At 58.0% G+C, this 22,136-nt stretch carries 18 protein-coding genes; 11 read left to right on the forward strand and 7 right to left on the reverse strand.

Annotated features, from left to right (window positions below):
• Positions 1-35 precede the first annotated feature (35 nt).
• A complete protein-coding gene (locus ACR0MV_RS01090) occupies positions 36-623 on the forward strand; it encodes a shikimate kinase (protein WP_170421421.1) in 588 nt (195 codons plus the stop codon).
• The gene (gene aroB, locus ACR0MV_RS01095) at positions 624-1,736 is read left to right on the forward strand and encodes a 3-dehydroquinate synthase (protein WP_480700723.1); all 1,113 of its coding nucleotides are present in this window, start codon (positions 624-626) and stop codon (positions 1,734-1,736) included.
• On the opposite strand, the gene ACR0MV_RS01100 is transcribed toward aroB, so the two are convergent.
• Both ACR0MV_RS01100 and ssb read right to left on the reverse strand, forming a co-directional pair.
• Positions 1,737-2,807, reverse strand: a complete 1,071-nt coding sequence (locus tag ACR0MV_RS01100; protein WP_170421416.1) for a site-2 protease family protein — start codon at positions 2,805-2,807, stop codon at positions 1,737-1,739.
• An 18-nt stretch (positions 2,808-2,825) separates the two neighbouring features.
• A complete protein-coding gene (gene ssb / locus ACR0MV_RS01105) occupies positions 2,826-3,332 on the reverse strand; it encodes a single-stranded DNA-binding protein (RefSeq protein ID WP_170421413.1) in 507 nt (168 codons plus the stop codon).
• A gap of 208 nt (positions 3,333-3,540) precedes the next feature.
• Between ssb and ACR0MV_RS01110 the strand changes: the two genes are divergently transcribed.
• On the forward strand, positions 3,541-4,119 hold the full coding sequence (locus tag ACR0MV_RS01110) for a lytic transglycosylase domain-containing protein (RefSeq protein WP_480700724.1): 579 nt from the start codon (positions 3,541-3,543) through the stop codon (positions 4,117-4,119).
• 54 nt (positions 4,120-4,173) lie between these two features.
• Here the strand turns inward: ACR0MV_RS01110 and ACR0MV_RS01115 are convergent, their stop codons facing one another.
• From ACR0MV_RS01115 to miaA, 5 genes are all read right to left on the reverse strand, one after another.
• Positions 4,174-6,261 (reverse strand): dipeptide ABC transporter ATP-binding protein, encoded by a 2,088-nt coding sequence (locus tag ACR0MV_RS01115; protein WP_170421407.1) that lies wholly within the window; start codon positions 6,259-6,261, stop codon positions 4,174-4,176.
• Positions 6,262-6,353: 92 nt separating this feature from the next.
• On the reverse strand, positions 6,354-7,817 hold the full coding sequence (locus ACR0MV_RS01120) for an ABC transporter permease (protein WP_170421404.1): 1,464 nt from the start codon (positions 7,815-7,817) through the stop codon (positions 6,354-6,356).
• A 13-nt stretch (positions 7,818-7,830) separates the two neighbouring features.
• A complete protein-coding gene (locus tag ACR0MV_RS01125; RefSeq protein WP_170421401.1) occupies positions 7,831-8,877 on the reverse strand; it encodes an ABC transporter permease in 1,047 nt (348 codons plus the stop codon).
• 135 nt (positions 8,878-9,012) lie between these two features.
• On the reverse strand, positions 9,013-10,683 hold the full coding sequence (locus ACR0MV_RS01130) for an ABC transporter substrate-binding protein (protein ID WP_170421398.1): 1,671 nt from the start codon (positions 10,681-10,683) through the stop codon (positions 9,013-9,015).
• Between the two features lie 333 nt (positions 10,684-11,016).
• Positions 11,017-11,907 (reverse strand): tRNA (adenosine(37)-N6)-dimethylallyltransferase MiaA, encoded by an 891-nt coding sequence (gene miaA, locus ACR0MV_RS01135; protein ID WP_480700725.1) that lies wholly within the window; start codon positions 11,905-11,907, stop codon positions 11,017-11,019.
• A 96-nt stretch (positions 11,908-12,003) separates the two neighbouring features.
• Between miaA and pyrH the strand changes: the two genes are divergently transcribed.
• The 8 genes from pyrH to ACR0MV_RS01175 all read left to right on the forward strand — a co-directional run bounded on the left by pyrH (position 12,004) and on the right by ACR0MV_RS01175 (position 22,123).
• Positions 12,004-12,756, forward strand: a complete 753-nt coding sequence (gene pyrH / locus ACR0MV_RS01140; RefSeq protein WP_170464069.1) for a UMP kinase — start codon at positions 12,004-12,006, stop codon at positions 12,754-12,756.
• Positions 12,757-13,008: 252 nt separating this feature from the next.
• On the forward strand, positions 13,009-14,235 hold the full coding sequence (locus ACR0MV_RS01145) for an aminotransferase class V-fold PLP-dependent enzyme (RefSeq protein ID WP_480700726.1): 1,227 nt from the start codon (positions 13,009-13,011) through the stop codon (positions 14,233-14,235).
• A 47-nt stretch (positions 14,236-14,282) separates the two neighbouring features.
• Entirely contained in the window at positions 14,283-15,707 is a 1,425-nt protein-coding gene (locus ACR0MV_RS01150; RefSeq protein ID WP_480700727.1) for a cryptochrome/photolyase family protein, read from the forward strand.
• Positions 15,708-15,776: 69 nt separating this feature from the next.
• Positions 15,777-16,985, forward strand: coding sequence for a class I SAM-dependent methyltransferase (locus ACR0MV_RS01155; RefSeq protein ID WP_480700728.1), 1,209 nt, complete (start codon positions 15,777-15,779; stop codon positions 16,983-16,985).
• Between the two features lie 17 nt (positions 16,986-17,002).
• Positions 17,003-17,443 carry a TrgA family protein gene (locus ACR0MV_RS01160; RefSeq protein WP_170421379.1) on the forward strand — a complete coding sequence of 147 codons (441 nt, stop codon included), beginning with the start codon at positions 17,003-17,005 and terminating at the stop codon, positions 17,441-17,443.
• Between the two features lie 31 nt (positions 17,444-17,474).
• Positions 17,475-18,590 (forward strand): NUDIX domain-containing protein, encoded by a 1,116-nt coding sequence (locus tag ACR0MV_RS01165; protein WP_480700729.1) that lies wholly within the window; start codon positions 17,475-17,477, stop codon positions 18,588-18,590.
• Between the two features lie 69 nt (positions 18,591-18,659).
• Positions 18,660-19,694, forward strand: a complete 1,035-nt coding sequence (locus ACR0MV_RS01170) for a cysteine synthase A (protein WP_480700730.1) — start codon at positions 18,660-18,662, stop codon at positions 19,692-19,694.
• Positions 19,694-22,123 (forward strand): DUF3772 domain-containing protein, encoded by a 2,430-nt coding sequence (locus ACR0MV_RS01175; protein WP_480700731.1) that lies wholly within the window; start codon positions 19,694-19,696, stop codon positions 22,121-22,123. The genes ACR0MV_RS01170 and ACR0MV_RS01175 overlap by 1 nt, the downstream gene beginning before the upstream one ends.
• The last annotated feature ends 13 nt before the right edge of the window (positions 22,124-22,136 follow it).

The following is a 22,136-nucleotide window of genomic DNA, read 5'->3' on the forward strand; positions in this document are numbered from 1 at the left end:
GGCATTTTTCTTAAGATCACGTCATTCACAGTGAAATGAGCGAAATTAAGCATAACACCCACACCGAAGGTACGGATGCGGTCTTTGAACTGCACAAAACGGTTGTTTTGGTGGGGATGATGGGGGCCGGAAAGACCGCTGTGGGCCGAGCTTTGGCCGCGCGGCTAGGGGTTCCTTTTCTGGACAGCGACGCAGAGATCGAATCGGCCGCAAACATGACCATCCCCGAGATTTTCGAGCGGGATGGCGAGCCGTTCTTCCGCAGCAAGGAAAGCCAGGTCATCGGGCGTCTTCTGGACGAGGAAAAAGGCATCTTGTCCACGGGCGGAGGTGCCTTTCTAGCCGAACAGAACCGCCAGATGATCTCGGACCGCGGCGCTTCGGTCTGGTTGCGCGCGGACCTGAATGTTCTGTGGAACAGGGTTAAGCACAAAGATACGCGGCCGCTGCTGCGTACGGCTGATCCCTATGCGACCTTGCGCGCCCTGTACGAGGACCGCGTCCCGGTTTACGCCCAAGCGGACCTGACGGCGCAGTCCGATGGCGAAACCTCGATCGAGAATATGGTGGACCGGGTTGTTGCAGCCTTGCTGACGCGTCCCGACGTATTGGAACAGAAATAGATGCACCAAACCGTACATGTAGAGCTGGGCGAACGCTCGTATGATGTTGAAATCGGGCCGGATCTGCTGGCCCAGTCCGGCACGTTGATTGCGCCCTTGCTGCATCGGCCAAAGGTTGCGGTTCTGACGGATGAAAACGTCGGTGCGTTGCATCTGGAGGCACTGCGTGAGGGTCTTGCCGCCTCTGGGATCGAGATGACCGCGCTGGCCTTGCCCGCGGGCGAAGCCACCAAAAGCTGGCCGCATTTTGAACGCGCGGTCGAATGGCTGCTGGCGGAAAAAGTCGAACGCCGCGATGTGGTGATCGCTTTGGGCGGCGGCGTCATTGGAGACCTCGCCGGGTTCGCAGCTGCTGTCCTGCGGCGCGGTGTGCGGTTTGTCCAGATCCCGACCTCGTTGCTGGCGCAGGTCGACAGCTCGGTCGGTGGCAAAACCGGCATCAACGCGCCACAGGGCAAGAACCTGATCGGAGCGTTCCACCAGCCTTCGCTGGTTCTGGCCGACACAGCGGTTCTGGGTACGATGACCCGACGGGATTTTCTGTCCGGCTACGGTGAGATGGTCAAATACGGCCTGCTGGGGGACGCTGAATTCTTTGAATGGCTGGAATCCAATGGGCCGGACGTATCGGGCGGTGACATGGCGGCGCGGGTGCGCGCGGTGACCCGCTCGGTCCAGACGAAGGCTGATATCGTGGCGCGAGACGAGACCGAGCAGGGCGATCGAGCGCTGTTGAATCTGGGACATACGTTCTGCCACGCTCTCGAGGCCGCCACCGGGTATTCGGACAGGTTGCTGCACGGTGAGGGCGTTGCCATTGGCTGTGCGCTGGCCTTTGAGCTGTCGTCTCGCCTCGGGCTATGTTCGCAAGAGGATCCAAGCCGCGTTCGGGCGCACCTGCGGGCGATGGGGATGAAAACCGATCTGGCCGACATTCCGGGTGAGCTACCGGGGGCCGACGCTCTGGTCGATCTGATGGCTCAGGACAAAAAGGTGATCGACGGACAACTGCGGTTCATCCTGGCACGCGGCATCGGGCAAGCCTTTGTCACCTCGGACGTCCCGCGCGAGGCAGTGCTGTCGGTGCTTGAGGACGCATTGGCGACCGTCTGATCAGCGGCCTCGGATCACCATCAGCTCACCGATGTTTTCGCGGGTGATATAGCCCACCATATGCCCCGCCTGCGTGCAAACGGCGACGGCGGGCGCGCCCTTGTGCAGTTGTTCCAGCACCATCTCAAGGCCGCTGGTCAGCTCAACGCGCGGAATGTCGGTTTCCATGATCGTGGTTGCCAGATCAGATCGTGGGGTCTCTTGCGCCAGCGCGTTGAACAATCTGCCGCGCGCCACAAAACCCAGCAAGGTGCCATCCGCGCCCAAAACCGGGAACTCATGCTGCGTGGTATGAATCACGGCTTGCGCTGCGGTGGCCAGCGTATCGGTTGGGGACAGGGCGTGGAACTCGGTAATCATCGCATCGCGCGCCAACACACGTCGTGCAACCGAGCGCATGGCCACGTCCTGACTTTCGGCGTTTGCTGCGACGAAGACAAAGACAGCGATCAGAACCAGAAGAGGATTTCCAGTGCTGAGCCCTAGGAAACCGAACGCGACCGCCACCATCTGACCAGCCAGAGCGGCCACGCGTGTGGCGTTGACCCGGTCCATGCGCAGGCACAACAACGCACGGAACACCCGGCCACCATCCATCGGGAAGGCCGGGATCATGTTGAATGCTGCAAGCAGGAGGTTCACGTAGGCCAACCGGTTCAACAACCCGGCATTGGTCAGGTCGATCCGGGCCATATCGGCGAGCGGCATCCCTGCGCCCAAAACCATCAGAATGATAAAGATCACCACGTTGACCGCAGGTCCTGCCAACGCCACCCAGACCTCTTGCATGGGTTTTTCGGGCATCCGCTCAAGCCGGGCCAGGCCGCCGATCGGGAGAAGGGTAATGTCGGGGGTTTTGATGCCGTATCGCCGCGCCATCAGTGCGTGGCCGAACTCATGCGCAACCACGCAGGCAAACAGCGCCAGAACAAAGATCAGGTTCTCGATCGCGGCAGGCATTCCGCCGCTGGAGTAGGCGGCAAAGCCAACCCAAGCCAACAGCAGGAAGAAGGTGACATGGACCCTCAGTTCCGACCCGAGCAGGCGGCCGAGTGAGAAGGACCATGTCATGTCGTGTCTCCGTTTTGCTTAGAACGGAATCTCGTCGTCGTCGATTCCGCCGGATGCAGGGGCGGGGGCGCTTGATTGGCCTCCGTAGGGGTCGCCATAGCCGCCGCCGGCCTGACCACCGCCATAGCCGCCGGACTGACCGCCGCCATAACCACCACCACCGCCGCCTTCACCACGGCTGTCCAGCAGGGTCAGCTCGCCGCGATAGGGGCGGAGAACGACCTCGGTGCTATAGCGATCCTGACCGGATTGGTCCTGCCATTTGCGGGTTTCCAGCTGGCCTTCGATGTAAACTTTACTGCCTTTACGCAGGTATTGTTCAGCGATCCGCGCCAATGGCTCCGAGAAGATCGCAACCGAGTGCCATTCGGTTCGTTCCCGACGCTCACCGGTGTTGCGGTCTTTCCAGTTCTCGGAGGTGGCGATGCGCAGATTGCAAACCTTGCCGCCGTTCTGGAACGAACGAACCTCGGGATCGCGGCCGAGATTTCCGACCAGAATGACCTTGTTAACTGAACCTGCCATGTATTTCCCCGTTCTTGTCTGACTGGCGTGCGCCCGAATCTGGCGCCCTTGTATCTTTGCGACCCTATACGGCCTGCGTCATGGTTAAAACACAGTTGATGTGAGCAACACCGGGCAAGAATTCGCGCGGGTTTGATTTACCAAGCTTTCATTTTTAACTGAAATATCTATACTCAGTCGGGTTCGAGAACGAGCGGGATTGTCTTTTATGCGTTTTCTGGTTGGTTGTTTTTCTGTTCTGAGTCTTTCTCTGGTCTCAATTCCGGCAACGGCTGACACCTTGTCTACCAAAAGCCGCAAGGACATCTTTCTAAAGCAATCTAAAATCCTGGATACGCGTGCAGCGACCCAATACCGCGATTCCTCACGCCTGAAGCCCAAAACCGCACAGCCGCAGTTCAGCAAACGCTATACGGGCAAGTACCGAGGCCAATACCTGAATCTGGCGCGCGAGGCAGCCCGGAAACACAAAGTGCCTGAGGAGCTTTTCCTGAGGCTGGTGCAACAGGAAAGTGGCTGGAATCCTCGTGCGGTCTCGCACAAAGGCGCCTTGGGTTTGGCGCAGTTGATGCCCGGCACCGCACGTCTGTTGGGCGTAAACCCGCATGACCCCAAGCAAAACCTGGAAGGCGGGGCCAGATATCTGTCCTGGCAATACCGCAAGTTCAAATCCTGGCGTCTTGCGCTGGCGGCGTACAATGCAGGCCCACAAGCCGTTGAAAAACACGGTGGCGTGCCGCCGTACAAGGAAACCCAAAACTATGTAAAGGTGATTTGGGGCGGTTGACCTGCTGCCCACCACCGATGAAAAAAACCGGCCCAGAGGCCGGTTTCTTTAGGTTTATTCTGCTGCGATCTTAATGACCGGCTCCATGCGGGCCAGGATCTCTTCGGACAGATGGCATTTGACCTGATGCCCATCCGCAAGCGTTTTGACCGGCGGCACATCTTTCTCACACAGCCCGCCCGGAACTTCGGATTTCCAGCGGCAGCGTGTCTGGAACGGACAGCCTGGAGGCGGATTCATAGCCGATGGAATGTCGCCTTCCAGAACGATGTGTTCCTTCTCAATCGACGTGTCAGCAATCGGGACCGCACTCAGCAAAGCCTCGGTATATGGGTGATAGGGCGGCGCAAAGACCTGATCGGTGGTGCCAAGCTCGACCACATGGCCCAGATACATCACCATTACCCGGTCGCTGAGATAGCGCACAATCGACAGGTCGTGGCTGATGAACAGCAGAGTAGTTTTGTGTTCGCGCTGAATCTCCATTAGCAGGTCCGTGACCGCCGCCTGAACGGACACATCCAGCGCCGAAACCGGTTCGTCTGCGACCACAATCCGGGCATCCCCGGCAAAGGCGCGGGCGATGCCGACACGCTGTTTTTGCCCACCAGACAGCTGGCGTGGCATCCGTTCAGCAAAGGCGCGCGGCAGTTTCACCAGGTCCAACAACTCCAGCATTCGCTGTTTGCGTTCGGCCTCAGAGTTTCCTACCCCAAAGATCTCCAACGCCCGGATGATCTGCCGACCAACGGTCATTGAAGGGTTCAGCGTGTCGAACGGGTTCTGGAACACCATCTGAACTTCGCCGACCGTCTTGGCATCGCGTTCCTCGATGGGCACAGCCTCGATATTGCGATTGTCCAACAGGATTTGCCCGTCTGTGGCCGTCTCCAGCCCCATCAGCACTTTGGCAAAGGTGGACTTGCCGCAACCGGATTCGCCAACGATTGCCAGCGTTTCGGACTCATGCGCCTCGAAACTTAGCGTTTCGTTGGCTTTTACGACTTTCTTCTCACCGCCGCCGAACAGGGCATTTGCAGCAACCTCATAGTACTTCTTGAGGTTGTCCATTTTCAGAACGGTGCGGCCGATCTCGGCTTTTTCTTTTTGCTCGCCCACTGAGATCGGTGCGTTCCAGTCGATCTCTTTGAACTTCAGACAGCGCGTATGGTGCCGATCATTGCCGGGCACAGGCTCCATCAAAATGTTCTGCGCGTCACAGCGACCTTCCTCGAAATAGTCGCAGCGCGGGCCAAAGTTACAACCTGGCGGGCGTTCATGGGGCAAAGGGAAGTTGCCGGGAATAGCCACCAAGGGTCGCGCATTCTTGTCCGCACCGGGCAAAGGGATCGAACGGAACAGCGCCTGCGTATAGGGGTGCTGCATTTCGTCGAACACGTCGTGGATCGAGCCGCGCTCGACCGCCTCGCCGGAATACATCACGCAAAGTCGATCGCAGGTTTCCAATACCAGGCCAAGGTTGTGCGAGATGAACAGCATCGAGGTGCCGTACTTCTTGCCTAGGTCCTTAACCAGTTCCACAACGGCAGCCTCAACCGTCACGTCCAACGCGGTTGTCGGTTCGTCCAGGATCAGCAGAGCAGGTTTCGACATCAGCGCCATCGCAATCACGATGCGCTGCTGCTGGCCGCCTGACAGTTGGTGCGGGAACGAGTTCAACATCCGTTCAGGGTCGGGCAGGCGCACATCGGTAACCACCTCCAGAGCGCGGGCATAGGCCTCATCTGAACTGACGCCCTCGTGGATCATCGGCACTTCCATCAACTGCTTGCCGATCTTCATCGCCGGGTTCAGCGAGGCCATCGGCTCCTGATAGATCATCGCAATCTCATTGCCGCGAATGTCGCGCAATTCGTCCGAGCTCATCTCGGACAGATCGCGGCCTTTGAACTTGATCGTTCCACCAACGATGCGCCCGTTCTTGCCGAGGTCCTGCATCACCCCCAGCGCAACGGTCGACTTGCCGCACCCGGATTCGCCAACCAGCCCTACGGCCTCGCCGGGTTGTACGCTGACCGAAAAATCCATAACGGCAGGAATTTCCCGCAGGCGGGTGAAGAATGAAATCGACAGTTTGTCGATCTCAAGAATTGGCCCGTCATAATCCGCCAGTTTGTTCATCTGTGTTTCTCCTCACCAGATCGCGGGGATCCCCTTCATCTGGCTAAAAATACCTCGGGGGTCCGGGGGCAGCGCCCCCGGCCTCGATCACATCAGTCCTTCAGACTTTCTTCGCGCAGACCGTCTGCCAAAAGGTTCAGTCCAAGAACCAGCGACAGCAGGGCAAAGGCGGGAGGAAGGGCAGGGTGCAGATAGATCGACAGAAGCTTGCGCCCCTCGTTGATCGTCGAACCCCAGTCCGGGCTTTCCGGCGGCAGACCCAGGCCAAAGAAGCCCAAGGTTCCCAGAAGGATCGTGGTGTAGCCAATGCGCAGACAGAAATCGACGATCAGCGGACCACGTGCGTTGGGCAGGATTTCCCACAGCATGATGTACCACGGACCTTCGCCGCGTGTCTGGGCGGCAGCCACATAGTCCCGTGTTTTGATGTCCAGCGCGAGGCCGCGCACGATGCGGAACACCGTGGGCGAGTTCACGAAGACCACCGACACGAACACCACCAGGATACCGCCCGGAATATCGAACAGGTCCAGGTAGGTTGGCAAACCCCAGATGCGATAGTCGTCGGTGTTGATGACATAACCACCCGTCGAAATCAGCGACAGGTACAGCCACAACGCCAGCCCCAATACTCCGATCAACAGCGGAGTACGGAACTTAGGTCGTGTGTAGTACCGCGAGTTCAGAAGAACGCCGATGAACAGGATCGGGAAGATGAACAACACGGCCGCCATATAGTTCGGAACGCCGGTCGCGACGATCTCTGGAGTGACCAACAGGTAGAACAGCAGGATCACCGGAAAGGCCAAGATCAGGTTTGCAAGGAAGGACAGGAATGTGTCCAGACGCCCACCGTAGTATCCGGCAGGCAGGCCCAGCGTGATCCCGACCATAAAGGCAAACATCGTCGCCAGAGGTGCAATCTGGACCACGATCCACGCGCCCTTAACCATGCGGCTAAAGACGTCGCGGGCCAGGTTATCGCCGCCCAACAGGTACCACGCGTATTCGCCCTCTTCAGGGCTGGGCAGAGGCGTTCCGGGCACTTTGTTTTTCATACCCGAAACCTGCACCAGCGGGTCATGAGTGACGATCAGGTCCAGCGCTCCGAAGATGCCGGTAAAGACCCAGAACATCACAAGGCCAAAGCCGATCATCCCGATGGGGCTGTCGAACAGTTTACCGTAGAGCCCGAGACGACGCTTGAAGGCAATGGACATCGCGAAAAGGATGATGAGCGACAACCAAACAGGCAGAAACTGCTGCGAGATCGCCCCGATAATCCCGGCGCTGGTGCCCATGAGGATACCAAGCACGATGTAGGCAAGTGACAGGACGACACAGGCTATGAAGCTGTATTTCAACGCCGATTGCGTCAGTCCCCGCATGCCACTTCCCGAGCTGATTGTGCCGTCGACATTCACGCTCACCGGGGTTTCCGGCAGGACGATGCTGCCGACGATCCAGACAACGATCGACACGATCAAAGCGGCCAGCGCAATCATCAGGATGGGGTTCAGAAAGGCGATAGAGCCGGTCCAGCTAAGAGGTTCCATGTTCTATCCTCCCTTACGAAATACGGATGCGCGGGTTGAGGTAGACATAGCCGATATCTGATATCAGCTGCGTCACCAGCACCACAAAGACCGACACGACCGAAATCGCCAGCAACAACTGAATGTCGTTGTTGCCCGCCGCCTGCACCAGCGCCCAGCCAAAGCCCTTGTAGTTGAACAAGGTCTCAACGATCACCACGCCGTTCAGCAGCCACGGGAACTGCAGCATGATGACAGTAAAGGGCGCGATCAGCGCGTTGCGCAGCGCGTGCTTCATAACGATGTTGCCGAAGGAAACACCCTTAAGGCGCGCGGTGCGGATGTATTGCGCAGTCATCACCTCGGTCATCGAGGCGCGGGTCATTCGGGCAATGTAGCCCATGCCGTAAAGCGCAATGGTCAGAACCGGCAGGAAGAAATTCTCGAAGGTCGGGGTCTCCATCGCTTGTGTTGCCGTGCCCTTGAACCATTTCAGGCCCACGGTGGACGACGTGAAGATCGCGATGAAGATAACGCCGGATACGTATTCAGGTGTCGCGGTTGTGATGATCGAGAAGGTGGATAGGGACCGATCCAGGGCCGAGCCTTCTCGCATACCTGCCAGAACGCCGACCAAAAGGGCCGAAGGGACCATCAGCACCAGAACCCAGAACATCAGGTATCCGGTGTTGCCCAAGCGCTTTCCGACAATACTGCCAACCTCGTCCTTGAAGACCGTTGAATAGCCCCAATCGCCCTGCAGAACGCCGCAATACCTTGGGGTCGTTTCCTCGGTCGATCCAGGTCGGGTACAGGTGCCCAGGAACGTGCCGTCATCAAGTGTCTTGGTGTAACCGGGTAGAACACCCAGCCATTGTCCGTACTTGACCAGCGTGGGTTGAAGATACCCTCGGTTCTCAAGCCAGGTTTCGACCTGTTCGTCGGACATCCGCTGGTTGCCCTGCGTTTTCGCAAGCTTTTCCAGGTTTGGGTAAAGGTTGGTCAGAAAAAAGACCACGAAAGTCAGGCACAATGCGGTAAGTAGCATGACGCCGAACCGTCGGAGGATGAATAGTCCCATGATGGCCCCTGTTGTTCGGGTGTTCCGCAGATCATTGGACCATTTTCTGGCCTCGGACATCCGACCCCGTGTCGGCCTGTCTGCGGCTGGAAAGGGGCGCCCCGATCAGGCGCCCCCGTTAACATCAGGCAGAGCTTAGGCCGCCCAGCCCCACTTATAGTGGTGATGCTCGAACGAGACGTGCATGTCGGTGCCGACAAGCCCGTCCTTCATGTGGCGATAGAGCGAACGCCAGTACGGCTGAATGGTCACGCCTTCTTCCTGGATCATCGCTTCGCCCTTGGCGACCACTTCGCGGCGCTTGTCCGCGTCAGCGATAGCCAGCGCTTCGGTCAGCAGGGCGTCGAACTCGGGGTTCGCCCAGCCGAATTCGTTCCAGGCTTCGCCCGAACGATAGGCCAGCGCCCAGATCTGAACGCCCAGCGGACGGTGGTTCCAGTTGGTCGAGCTGTATGGATACTTCGCCCAGTCGTTCCAGAAGGTGTTGCCCGGCAGAACCGTCCGCTTGACCTTGATACCCGCGTCACGCAGCTGTGCGGCAACCGCGTCGGTGGTGTTCCGGCGCCAGTCGTCGTCGATCGAGATCAGCTCGTGCTCGAAATCGGCCATTCCGGCTTCTTCCATCAGTGCACGGGCACCTTCGGGATCAACTTTCTGAGGCGGCAGTTCATAGTAATCCGGGTGGATCGGACCAACGTGGTGGTTTTCCGCAGGCGAGCCACGGCCACCAAAGCCAAGTTCCAGACAGACCGAATTGTCCACGGCCATCTGCAGAGCCTGACGCACACGCTTGTCTTCATAGACACGCTTGCCGTCAACTTCGGCCAGCTGGTTCGGACGGATGACGATGGTGTTCATGGTCACCACTTCCGACTTCACATAGCCAAGGCCGTCCATCACGTCGATGAATTCACCAACCGATTCATACAGCATGTCGACTTCATCAGATTCCAGCGCGGCCAGCCATGCGGACGGGTCGGTGCCGTAGTCGATATAGACGATGCTATCCAGAGCAGGGCGGCCAAAGACCTCTTCACCCCACCAGGTGTGGTTCTCGTTGCGGACCAGAGTGGCCTTCACCCCGACTTCCAGATCCTGAACCAGATACGGGCCGGTGCCCACGTTGTTCAGCAGGTCGTTCTCGCTGAACGAGCTGTGGACGATCGCCGCAGGATAGTCAGCCATACCCGCAATCAGCGAGATGTCAGAGGCGGGCAGGTTCAGTTTGACGGTGGTTGGGTCGACAACCTCGATGCCACCTTCGATCGCCTGACCCGTGTCTGCGTCGACGAGCGTCGCAAAGCGGCCTGCCATCGAGTTGGTTTCCGAGCTCTTGTCGCACCAGCGCGCAATGTTGCGGGCCACGTCGTCTGCAGTGAAGTCGTCGCCGTTGTTCCACTTGACGCCCGGGCGCACCTTCAGAGTGTACTCGGTTGCGTCTTCGTTGACTTCCCAACCTTCCAGCAGCATGCCGCGGAACGTACCGTCCGAGTTGTACTCGACCAGGTTCTCAAGGGTGCCACGGGTGACGTTCGCAATTTGCGACCAGTCATATGTACGCGGGTCTTTCAGCGCACGAACTTCCATCTGAACGCGCAGGGTGCCGCCTTCTTTCTTGGCGTCTTCACCTTCTGCATGAGCCGGTGCCGGCAGACCAATCAGGCCATAGGCTGCTGCCGCGGTAACGCCCAAGCCGGTGGTGCGGGTCAGGAATTCGCGTCGGTTCAGCTTACCGTCCCGGTATTCCTGAGCGTGCATTTCTGCTGCCCAGTGAACCGGTGCTCCGGTCGTTGTTTTGTTTGTCATCAACATTACTCCCTGTGAAACGGTATTTTTTAGGATGCTTTTGTTTAGCCGCTCAGACCGTCGCTATCCGGTCGGCGGTTTCTGTCGTTTTTCTGGCATTGCACTTTGCACATCCCCATACCAGACATTCCGCACCAGAAATGGGGTAAGGTCAATGTTCGAAATCGTCATTAGAGGTACAAAAACGACATTGACAGCCAGAGTTTACCCTGCGGCGCAGTGCCATTGCGCCAATAGTGCCGGTCGCAGGGACGCGAAAAACATGACAGATTCGCATCCCAACCGTCGGGTCGATAACAGAGATAACTTTTGCTTTAATTTATTGAAGTATCACTATGATAAATCGATTGTATTCCACGACTTCATCCGTGCTCGGAACCAGGTGCGCTGCCGTTTGGCGAATTGGCGGGTGGAAATTGTCGCGCGATTTCGTGCCTCATCCAGCGTCATGGTGCCATCAAGATACGCCATCAGCTCTGGGACGCCGATGGCTTTGAATGCAGGAAGCGACGGGTCGTAGAGATCGCGCATCTGCTCGACTTCGGCCAGCGCTCCGGTTTCCAGCATCTGATCGAACCGCCGGGTGATGCGGTCCAGAAGCCATTGCTTATCCACGTTAAACACAATCGGCACGGCGTCGTTCAGGTTCAGCACCGGCGGCGGCGTTTCGTCCTGCCAGGCGGAAAGGCTTTTGCCGGTGGCTTGCTGTACTTCCCACGCGCGCTGAACCCGTGCGCGGTTCTGCGTGTCAATGCGGTCGCGTGTCAGGCCGTCGACTCCGTCAAGCAGAGCCTCAAGGCTCAGGTTATCTGCCTGTTCCCGTGTTTCAGGTGGTGTCGCCGGGATATCCGCCATGCCTTCGGTCAGGGCTGAAAAATACAGCCCCGTGCCCCCCACGATGATTGGTCGAGCCTTGTCGCGCAGCAGCGGCTTGACCTCGCGCAGCCAATGTCCTGTGGAATAGGACTGATCGTAGGCGACATGGCCGTACAGCAAATGCCGCGCTCGAGCTTCATCCTCGGCCGAAGGGCGGGCCGAGATCACGCGCCAGCAGTCGTAGACCTGACTTGCGTCAGCATTCACGATGACGCCTCCGAACTCTTCGGCAATTTGCAAGGCCAGCTCGGATTTGCCCGATGCGGTAGGGCCTGCAATCAGCACCGGTTTGTCGTCAGGGATCGGGGGCAAACGGTCCAAAATCTGCGAAGTAGGGGCTTTGGTCATTTCGGGCCGCCTCATTCCTAACCAACCGCATTGAACCTGCGGAGTTTTTGCTTCATTTTGCGCCGGAAATAAACCCGTGCCAGCCCGGAGCGCAATATGAGCCTTTCCCCGAACACCGATACCGCCGAAACTCCAAAACCAAAGTATGATCGCGTGATGCTGAAAATCTCGGGCGAGGCGCTTATGGGCGATCAGGGGTTTGGCCTGCATCCGCCCACCGTTCAGCGCATCGCGCAAGAGGTCAAATCGGTCCACGATCTGGGCGTCGAGATTTGTATGGTTATCGGTGGGGGCAACATATTCCGCGGCCTCAGCGGCTCGGCACAGGGTATGGAGCGGACGACCGCCGATTACATGGGTATGCTGGCCACCGTGATGAACGCGCTGGGGATGCAATCGGCTCTGGAAGAGATCGGGGTGTTCACACGTGTGATCTCGGCCATTCGGATGGATGAGGTGTGCGAGCCTTACATCCGCCGCCGCGCCGTTCGCCACCTTGAGAAAAAGCGCGTTTGTATCTTTGCCGCCGGGACCGGAAACCCGTATTTCACGACCGATACCGCCGCGACTTTGCGCGCCAACGAAATGGCTTGTCAGGCGATCTTCATGGGTAAGAACGGTGTCGACGGCATCTATGACAAAGACCCCAAGGAACACGCGGATGCCGTGCGCTATGACACGGTCAGCTATGACGATGTTCTGGCCAAGCGCCTGCGGGTCATGGATGCCTCGGCGATTGCACTTGCACGCGATAACAACCTTCCGCTCATTGTGTTCGGTCTGGATGAGCCCGGCGGGTTTCGCGGCATTCTGGCGGGCGAGGGTACGTATACCAAAGTTCAGGGCTAAGCTACGCGACAGCTTGCCGAAAAGCCGGGCTGCTCAGTCCGGCTTTTTTTCATGTGCCAGCCGCGTAGTGTGCTTGACGAAACTCTGCCACCCCGGCAGTTTGGCGCTGTTCCTGCGGATTTACACGCCGGGGCTGTCTGCACATTTTTTGGCGGCGGACTGGGCTGGAAGACCTGCCATGATTTCCGAGGTTTCCGAAATCATGCTCGGGCACCTCTTGGATGAACGTGCATGATCAAGGAGAGACGTGCGATGAGCGCTCTGGATATCAAATTTGTCCGGTCACAGTTTCCGGCCTTTTCCGAACCCGTTCTGCAAGGGCAGGCCTTCTTTGAAAATGCTGGTGGGTCATACACTTGCAAGCCAGTTCTCGACCGCCTTACGCGGTACTACACCCAGCGCAAAGTGCAGCCCTATGCGCCGTACGACGCCAGCCGTCTGGCCGGTGAGGAAATGGACGAGGCGCGCACGCGGATGGCGGCCATTCTGGGTGTCGAAACGGATGAACTGAGCTTTGGTCCCTCGACCACACAGAACACCTATGTGCTGGCGCAGGCTTTCAGGCAGTGGATGCAACCCGGCGAAGCCATCATTGTGACCAATCAGGACCACGAGGCGAACTCGGGCCCATGGCGGCGGCTGGCGGACGAGGGGATCGAGATCCGCGAGTGGCAGATTGATCCGGAAACCGGCTCTCTGAACCCGATGGATTTGGAAAACCTGCTGGACGAAAAGGTCCGGCTTGTGTGTTTTCCCCATTGCTCGAACGTGATTGGCGAGATCAACCCGGTCACTGAAATCACCGCGATTGCGCACGCGGCTGGCGCGTTTGTCTGCGTGGATGGCGTGTCTTATGCCCCGCACGGGTTCCCGAATGTGGGTGATCTGGGGCCAGATATCTATCTTTTCTCGGCCTACAAAACCTATGGCCCGCATCAGGGCTGCATGGTGATCCGTCGCACCATCGGGGAAATGCTGCCCAATCAGGCGCACTTCTTCAACGGTGACGTTTTGTATAAACGCTTTACTCCGGCCGGACCGGATCATGCCCAGATCGCTGCAAGCGCCGGCATGGCGGAATATGTGGATCTGCTCTGCGACCATCATGGCGAACCGGCAAAGGATGCAGCACAGCGTGGTGGTTTTGTTCACGACCTGATGCGTGGTCACGAAATTGAGTTGCTGCAACCTGTTCTGGACGCAGTCAAAGACCGCAATGCCGTGCGTTTGATCGGCACCTCTGACGCGTCGCGTCGCGCGCCGACCGTGGCACTTGCGTTGAACCGTAACGCCGAAGCTGTCGCCGCGGAGCTTGCCAAGCACGGAGTTATGGCCGGAGGCGGAGATTTTTACGCCGTACGCCCACTGCAGGCGATGGGGGTAGATTTGGGTCAGGGTGTGCTGCGGGTCAGCTTCACGCACTACACCACGCAACAGGAAATTGATCAGCTTTTGAATGCACTTGACGACGTTTTGTGATCCAGTGTCCGCTCTGCTTCGTAACCGAAGAAAACACCAGGGTGGACATGGAAAACGAGCGGTCACCGATCATCATGTGGTTCCGGCGGGACTTGCGCCTGTCGGATCACCCAGCACTGAGCGCAGCGGCTGAGACCGGGCGTCCGGTTATTCCCGTATTTATTTGCGACGACAGTGTCGATGCGCTTGGCGCAGCGCCGAAATGGCGACTGGGTTTGGGACTGAAAGCCTTTTCCAACGCGATCCGGGACGCGGGCAGCAAGTTGATCCTGCGGCGCGGCGATGCTTTGGGTGTACTTCAGGACCTGATCACAGAGACTGGGGCGCAAAGCGTTTTTTGGTCTCGCGCCTATGATCCCGAAGGCATCGCACGGGATACCAAGATCAAGGCGGCGCTAACGGATCAGAACGTTTTGGCCAAGTCCTTTGCGGGCCATCTATTGTTCGAGCCTTGGACTGTCGCGACCAAAACCGGGCAGCCGTTCCGCGTATTCACTCCGATGTGGCGCGCGGTGCATAACCGGGATGTTCCGACCCCTTCGACCGCTGTAACGCATCTGCCGCAGCCTCACACGTGGCCCATATCCGACGATCTTGAGTATTGGCATCTGGGCGCGCAAATGCAACGCGGAGCAGCCGTGGTGGCACCGTTTGTTCGCCCGGGCGAAACCGCTGCCTTTCAAGCGCTGCATCAGTTTCTGGACCGCGTCACCGACTATTCCGAGCATCGGGGCCGTCTGGACATGGACGGTACGTCGAACCTTTCGGAATACCTGTCGTTGGGCGAAATCGGCCCGCGGAGCGTATGGCACACAATCCAGCAGGCCAGCATGACTGGTGTGCAGGGGGTGGAACCCTATTTGCGCCAGCTCGTCTGGCGCGAATTCGCCTATCACCTGATGTATCACACGCCATCGTTGCTGACCGGAAACTGGAAACCCGAATGGGATATTTTCCCTTGGAATACCGATGCCGACAGCCCCGAAGTCATTGCATGGAAGCAGGCCAAAACAGGGGTGCCGGGCGTCGATGCTGGGTTGCGGCAGATGTATGTGACCGGGCGGATGCACAATCGCGCCCGAATGATCGTGGCCAGTTACCTGACCAAGCACCTGATGACCCATTGGAAGATCGGTATGGACTGGTTTGCGGACTGCCTTGTTGACTGGGACCCGGCCGCGAACGCGATGGGCTGGCAATGGGTTGCTGGGTCCGGACCGGATGCTTCGCCATTTTTTCGGATCTTCAACCCGCAGACGCAGCAGGAAAAGTTTGATCCGCACTCGCGATATGTCCGGCAGTGGGTCGCTGAGGGTCAGGCCAATCCGCCCGAAACTGCGTTGGCCTATTTCGACGCGGTTCCGAAGTCTTGGGGCCTCAGCCCAACCGACCCGTACCCTCAACCCGTTGTGGCCTTGGCCGCCGGCAGGGCGCGCGCGCTGGCGGCTTATGAAGGTCGGAAGAACCAGTAAGGAATTGAAAACTTGCCAGAAACACAAACTCGGCCTAGCCTGTCGCAGAGGCCGCACAGGGGAGAGCGGATGATTTTGACGACCACAGACGGGCAGAAAGACCTGCCCAGATACTTTGCTCAGGTCTTTAAGATGCTGAACCGGATGGAATCCGGGCGGCTGGATATCGCCTTACCCGACGGACGGGTGTTCCGAACCGAAGGCGCTAAAGCCGGGCCTGTGGCACGCGTCGACATTCACAACCCGGATATCTTTGCTCGCCTGATTCGCGAAGGCGAGCTGGGGTTCTCGGACGGGTATCTGGAAGGCGATTGGAGCACACCTGACCTGCGGTCTTTCATGGATCTGGTGCACTTGGGCAACGAAACGGTCTATGACGACTTTACGGGCAAGGTTCTGGTTCAGATGTATGAACGCCTTCGGTTCTGGCTGCACCGGAACAACCGGGCGCAGGCGAAAAAGAACATCTCCTACCACTATGATCTGGGTAACGAATTCTACGGTCTGTGGCTGGATGACACGATGACCTATTCCAGCGCCTTGTTCGAAACTGGACAGGAAAGTCTGGAAAAAGCGCAGACGGCCAAATACGCAAGCCTTGTCGATGAAATGGGCGCCAAGCCCGGCGATCATATTCTTGAGATAGGCTGTGGCTGGGGCGGGTTCGCCGAATATGCGGCCAAAGAGCGTGGCCTGCGGGTCACAGGTCTGACAATCAGTCGGGAGCAGTTGAAGTTCGCTCAGCAACGCATGGAAAAGGCTGGGCTTTCTGACATGGTTGAGCTCAAGCTGCAGGATTACCGCGATGAGCGCGGCCAATATGATGGCATCGCGTCGATTGAGATGTTCGAGGCCGTTGGTCAGAGATACTGGCCAGTGTATTTCGAAACTGTGCGCGACCGCCTAAAGCCGGGCGCGCAGGCTACGCTGCAGATTATCACGGTTGCTGATCATAGATGGGATGTGTACCGTAACGGTGTTGATTTTATTCAGAAATACATCTTTCCGGGCGGAATGCTTCCGGCCCCAACTGTGTTGAAGGAACAAATAACCAACGCGGGTTTGAACGTGGTCAAGTCGAAGGAGTTCGGCAAAAGCTATGACCTGACTCTGCGCCGTTGGTACGACACGTTCAATGACAAGTGGGACGAAATCTCGGAAATGGGCTTTGATGAGCGTTTCCGCCGCATGTGGAATTATTATTTGACCGCCTGCGGCGCGGCCTTTGACACCGGTAATTGCGATGTGACACAGATCACTATAGCGAAACCGAGTTAAGGAATGGACTGAAAGTAATGCCCACTGCCGCGCGTCTTACTGCTGCACTCTGTCTTATGGTCGTGGCATTTCTGGTTTCTGGCATGATTATCGAGAATGGGGAAGAAGGTAAGAATTATGGGATTTTTACCTACGTAAACATGTTCCTCGGCGTAGCGTGTGGGTGGGTGATCATGGGCAGGCGCGCGGGCCGCGGTTGGGTCGGCGCGATCAACAACGGCCTTACCGGGGTCGTCGCACTTGTGTTTTGGGGTTTGTTCGTTCAGGGCGTTAATGAGATGTTCCGACTTGCCATGAGACATAGGTTCGATGGCCCGTTCGAAGCGTTGATCGCTATCTTCGAAATCGGTGTTGAGTATTCCCAGCAATTGGTTGCACCTGAGATCTTGTGGACCTTGGGCATCGGGGCGCTTGTGGCTGGGCTGGCCACCGAGGAAGCACAGCGCCGCTGGCGTTGAGCCGGGCGCAGATTTACGAAAGATATCAACAGTGTCCGATCTGTTCTTTTATGGCACGCTCCGGCATATGCCTTTGCTGGAGCTTGTGTTGGGGCGACCAGCCTCGCAGCTTGAATTCTCTCAGGCTACGTTGAAAGACCACGTGGTTTATGCGGTGCGGGATCAGCCATTCCCGATGATCTTGCAGGAAGACGGTGGCGTCGCCCATGGCCTGTTGGTGAGGGGTTTGACCGAGGAAGACCGCAAGCGGCTGATTTTTTATGAGGGTGGTTTTGACTATGACCTGATCCCTCAGACTGTCGACCTGAATGACGGGACGAGCGTTGAAGCGAGGGTGTTTTACCCTGAGCCGGGGCTTTGGACTCCGGGGCAGCCGTGGTCCTTGCAGGCTTGGGCCGAGCAATGGGGAGAGTTGACGGTTCTGGCCGCGCAAGAGGTTATGGCTCACTATGGGCGCGTCGATGCAGCACATATCGCGCGCGGTTTCCCTGCGATCCGTACACGCGCCTGGGCCAGACTGGCAGCGCGCCAACGCGTGACTGGTGACACCAGAAACACTGCGACCGATGTCATCGTTCGCGACCGAAAACAACCATATATCAACTACTTCGCGATGGATGAAGTTGCGGTTCAGTACCGTCAATACGACGGTTCGATGGGGCCGGTGCTGAACCGAAGCGGTTTGATGCAGGGCAGCGCTGTGATCGTTCTGCCCTTTGATCCGGTGCGGGATTCTGTGCTGTTGGTCGAGCAATTCAGGACACCGGTCTATCTGATTGATGATCCCGAACCCTGGATGTGGGAGCCGGTCGCCGGTATGATTGACCCCGGTGAAACACCCGAACAAGCGGCCCGGCGTGAAGCAGAAGAAGAGGCTCAGATCACACTGAACAGCCTGCACTATGCGGGCGGCGCGTATTCTTCCAGCGGGTCATCGACTGAGTATCTGCATCTTTATGTCGGGCTGGCCGATTTGACCAAAACCATCGACAATGGCGGACTAGGCACAGAGGGCGAGGATATCAGGACGCAAATCCTGCCCTATGAACGGTTCATGGACCATGTGGACAGCCACAGGTTCAAGGATTTGCCTCTTTTGGCGCTGGCGCATTGGCTTGCACGTCATCGTGACCGTCTGCGCGGATGACTTTCGCCGCTTGTGGTCGTCGCCCACCACAGGTAAATCTGCGTTGATCCGTAATGAAATGAGGGCGCCATGCGCATTGCACGAGACCTTGCCGACGCAGTCGGAAAAACCCCGCTGATCCGCCTGCGTCGCATCAGTGAAGAGACCGGGTGCGAGATTCTCGGCAAGGCCGAATTCATGAACCCCGGCCAATCGGTCAAGGATCGCGCGGCGCTGTACATTATCAAGGATGCTATCGCGCGCGGTGACCTGAAGCCGGGCGGCACCATTGTCGAAGGTACGGCAGGCAATACAGGCATCGGTCTGGCGCTGGTCGGCGCGTCCATGGGCTTCAAGACTGTCATCGTTATCCCGGAAACGCAGTCCGAAGAAAAAAAGGATATGCTGCGGCTGGCTGGAGCTCAGCTGGTACAGGTACCGGCGGCGCCTTACCGCAACCCCAACAACTTTGTGCACTACTCGCGCCGTCTGGCCGAGGAACTGGCGCAGACCGAGCCCAATGGTGCGATCTGGGCAAACCAATTCGACAACGTGGCCAACCGTCAGGCGCATGTGGAAACCACCGGTCCCGAAATCTGGGAGCAGACCAACGGCAAGGTCGATGGTTTTGTCTGTGCCGTGGGTTCTGGTGGCACATTGGCCGGTGTCGCTGAGGCGCTGCAGCCCAAGGGCGTCAAAATCGGTCTGGTCGATCCGATGGGGGCAGGGCTGTATTCGTACTACACCACAGGCGAAATCGCGATGGAGGGCGGCTCGATCGCTGAAGGTATAGGCCAAGTGCGCATCACAAAGAACCTTGAAGGGTTCAAGCCGGACTTTGCCTATCAGATGTCGGACAAAGAGGCGTTGCCCTACATCTTCAACCTGCTGCGCGAAGAAGGTCTGGTCATGGGCGGTTCGACAGCGATCAACATGGCAGGCGCGGTGCGTCTGGCCAAGGACCTTGGCCCGGGCCACACCATTGTCACCATCCTGTGTGACTACGGCACCCGCTATCAGTCCAAACTGTTCAACCCTGAGTTCCTGCGCGAAAAGGAATTGCCGGTGCCAGATTGGATGACCGAAGCACCGCGCAGCATCCCCGGCGTATTCGAGGACGTATGATGCTGCGGCAGGTCCGCCTGTTCCTGACCCTTTTTGCGGTTTGTTTCGCGCTGTTGGGCGGTCCTGCTGCTGCGCAGTTGACCGATCGCCAAAGTGAGTACTACCAGGGATGGGTCAAAACGGCGGACCGGGCCGAAACGGTTATTGAGGCCAATCGGGCCTCAAACGCCTCGCTCGAAAACCTGCGAGCAGAGATCAACGACTACCGGGATGATTTCAACCGCGCACGCGGGGCCAACACCGAACGCATTCAAACGTTAGAGAACCAGATCAAGGCGCTTGGGCCCGCGCCCGAAGGCGATGCAACCGAACCAGAGGACATCGCCACACTTCGAAAGCACTTGAACGAGCAACTCAACAGTTTGCGTGTTCCGCAGATCATCTCGGAAGAGGCATTCAGCCGTGCAAACGGTTTGATCTTTGAAATCGATAAGCTGATCCGCGACCGTCAAGCGAAAGAGCTGTTGGAACGTGGCCCGTCGCCCTTGAACCCTGCCCATTGGGGACCAGCCTGGGTCGACGTGAATGAAGCCGCGCAGGCGTTGTTCAATGAAGCCCGGCGCAACCTAAGAACTGACGTTGTTCACGAACGTTTGCGTACCCGAGGTTTGGGTATTTTGGCCTTGGTGGTCGTTGCCGGTATCCTTCTGTTCTATGGCAAACGTTGGTCCGAAGCGGCTGGCGAGCGCATGCGTTCTCTGGGAGGGCAGGGCAGCGGTGTCTGGGCGTTCCTGACGTCGCTTCTACGAATTGTCCTGCCCTGGATCGGTGTGTGGATTCTGGTACAGGCCGTTGTGATGACCGGGGTCCTTGGGTTGCGTGGAACGCTGCTGATGGAGAACGTGCCGTATTGGGCCGCGATCATATTGTACTACGACTGGATCGGTCGTCAGGTTTATGTGCTGCAAGAGGCGCAGGGTTTCCAAAAGCTCTCACGGCAAAAAGTCACCGAGTTGCGCGTCTATCTGGACCTTCTCGCGGCGTTTCTGATCCTGCATGAATTGGTTAACCTGTTCGAGCAGATCGAAAACATCTCGGACGCAACACGCGCTGTTGTTGCCTTTCCGGTTATCGTCGCCACCGCACTGGTGTTGCTGCGTGTCCGCAGGGTTCGCAGTGTCGATGTGCCGGTCGACGCTGATGAGCCTTCGGCCACGGCGCGCGCTGCCGGGTTCAGCCAGTTGGTCGAGTTCATTAGGCGGGCGTTGTTCCTGCTGGGTATCGCCAGTCCGATCCTGGCCATTCTTGGGTACACCAACGCCGCGGAAGCCATTGTTTTCCCCGCCGTACGTTCGCTGGTTCTGATTGCTGCTCTGGTTATCGTTCAGCGATTCCTGACGTCTGTCTACGGATGGATCAGCGGGCAGGGCGACAAAGCAAAAGACTCGCTGTTTGCGGTACTTATTGGGTTTGCGATGGCCATTCTGGCCATGCCGGTCTTGGCCCTTTACTGGGGCGCGCGTGAAACAGACCTGCAAGAGGTCTGGTCGCGCCTGCTGCAAGGGTTCGATATTGGCGGGGTCACAATCTCACCCAGCAATTTCTTCACCTTCCTCGTAATATTCGCCGTCGGCTATGGCCTCACGCGCATGTTGCAAAGCGGGTTGCGCAACTCTCTGCTGCCCAAAACCAGTATTGATCCGGGCGGGCAGAACGCGATTGTCTCGGGCACTGGCTATGTTGGCATTTTCCTGGCTGCCCTGATCGCGATCACTATCGCCGGATTCAACTTGTCTTCCCTCGCGATTGTCGCGGGTGCTCTGTCAGTCGGGATCGGCTTCGGTTTACAGACGATCGTGTCCAACTTTGTGTCGGGTATCATCCTTCTGGTCGAGCGCCCGATCTCGAAAGGTGACTGGATCGACGTGAATGGGATGATGGGCTATGTGCGCGACATTTCCGTCCGGTCCACACGGATTGAGACCTTTGACCGAACCGATGTGATCGTTCCGAACTCGGACCTGATCAGCGGAGTGGTCACGAACTATACCCGCGGCAATACGATTGGTCGCGTGATTGTTCCGGTCGGCGTCGCCTATGGTACAGACACGCGGAAGGTCGAAAAGATCCTGGGCGAAATTGCGAATGCGCATCCGATGGTTCTGGCTGTCCCTGCACCCAGCGTGGTGTTTCAGGGGTTCGGCGCGGACTCGCTCGACTTTGAAATTCGCGCGATTCTGCGGGACGTGAACTGGGTCTTGTCGGTCAAATCTGACATGAACCATGAGATCAACCGTCGCTTTGTCGAAGAAGGGATCGAAATTCCGTTTGCTCAGCGCGATGTCTGGCTGCGTAATCCCGAGACCCTGCAGTCAGGCAAAGGACAACCCGCGATCACCCCGATCGAACCGTCCGAAACTCGGCCGTCCACTGAACCTGTTGAGATGACCGAAGGCGATTTGCCGGATGGTGACGGGGACGAGGTTTAGCGGCCTTAACAGG

The organism is Ruegeria sp. BC3, assembly GCF_056539265.1.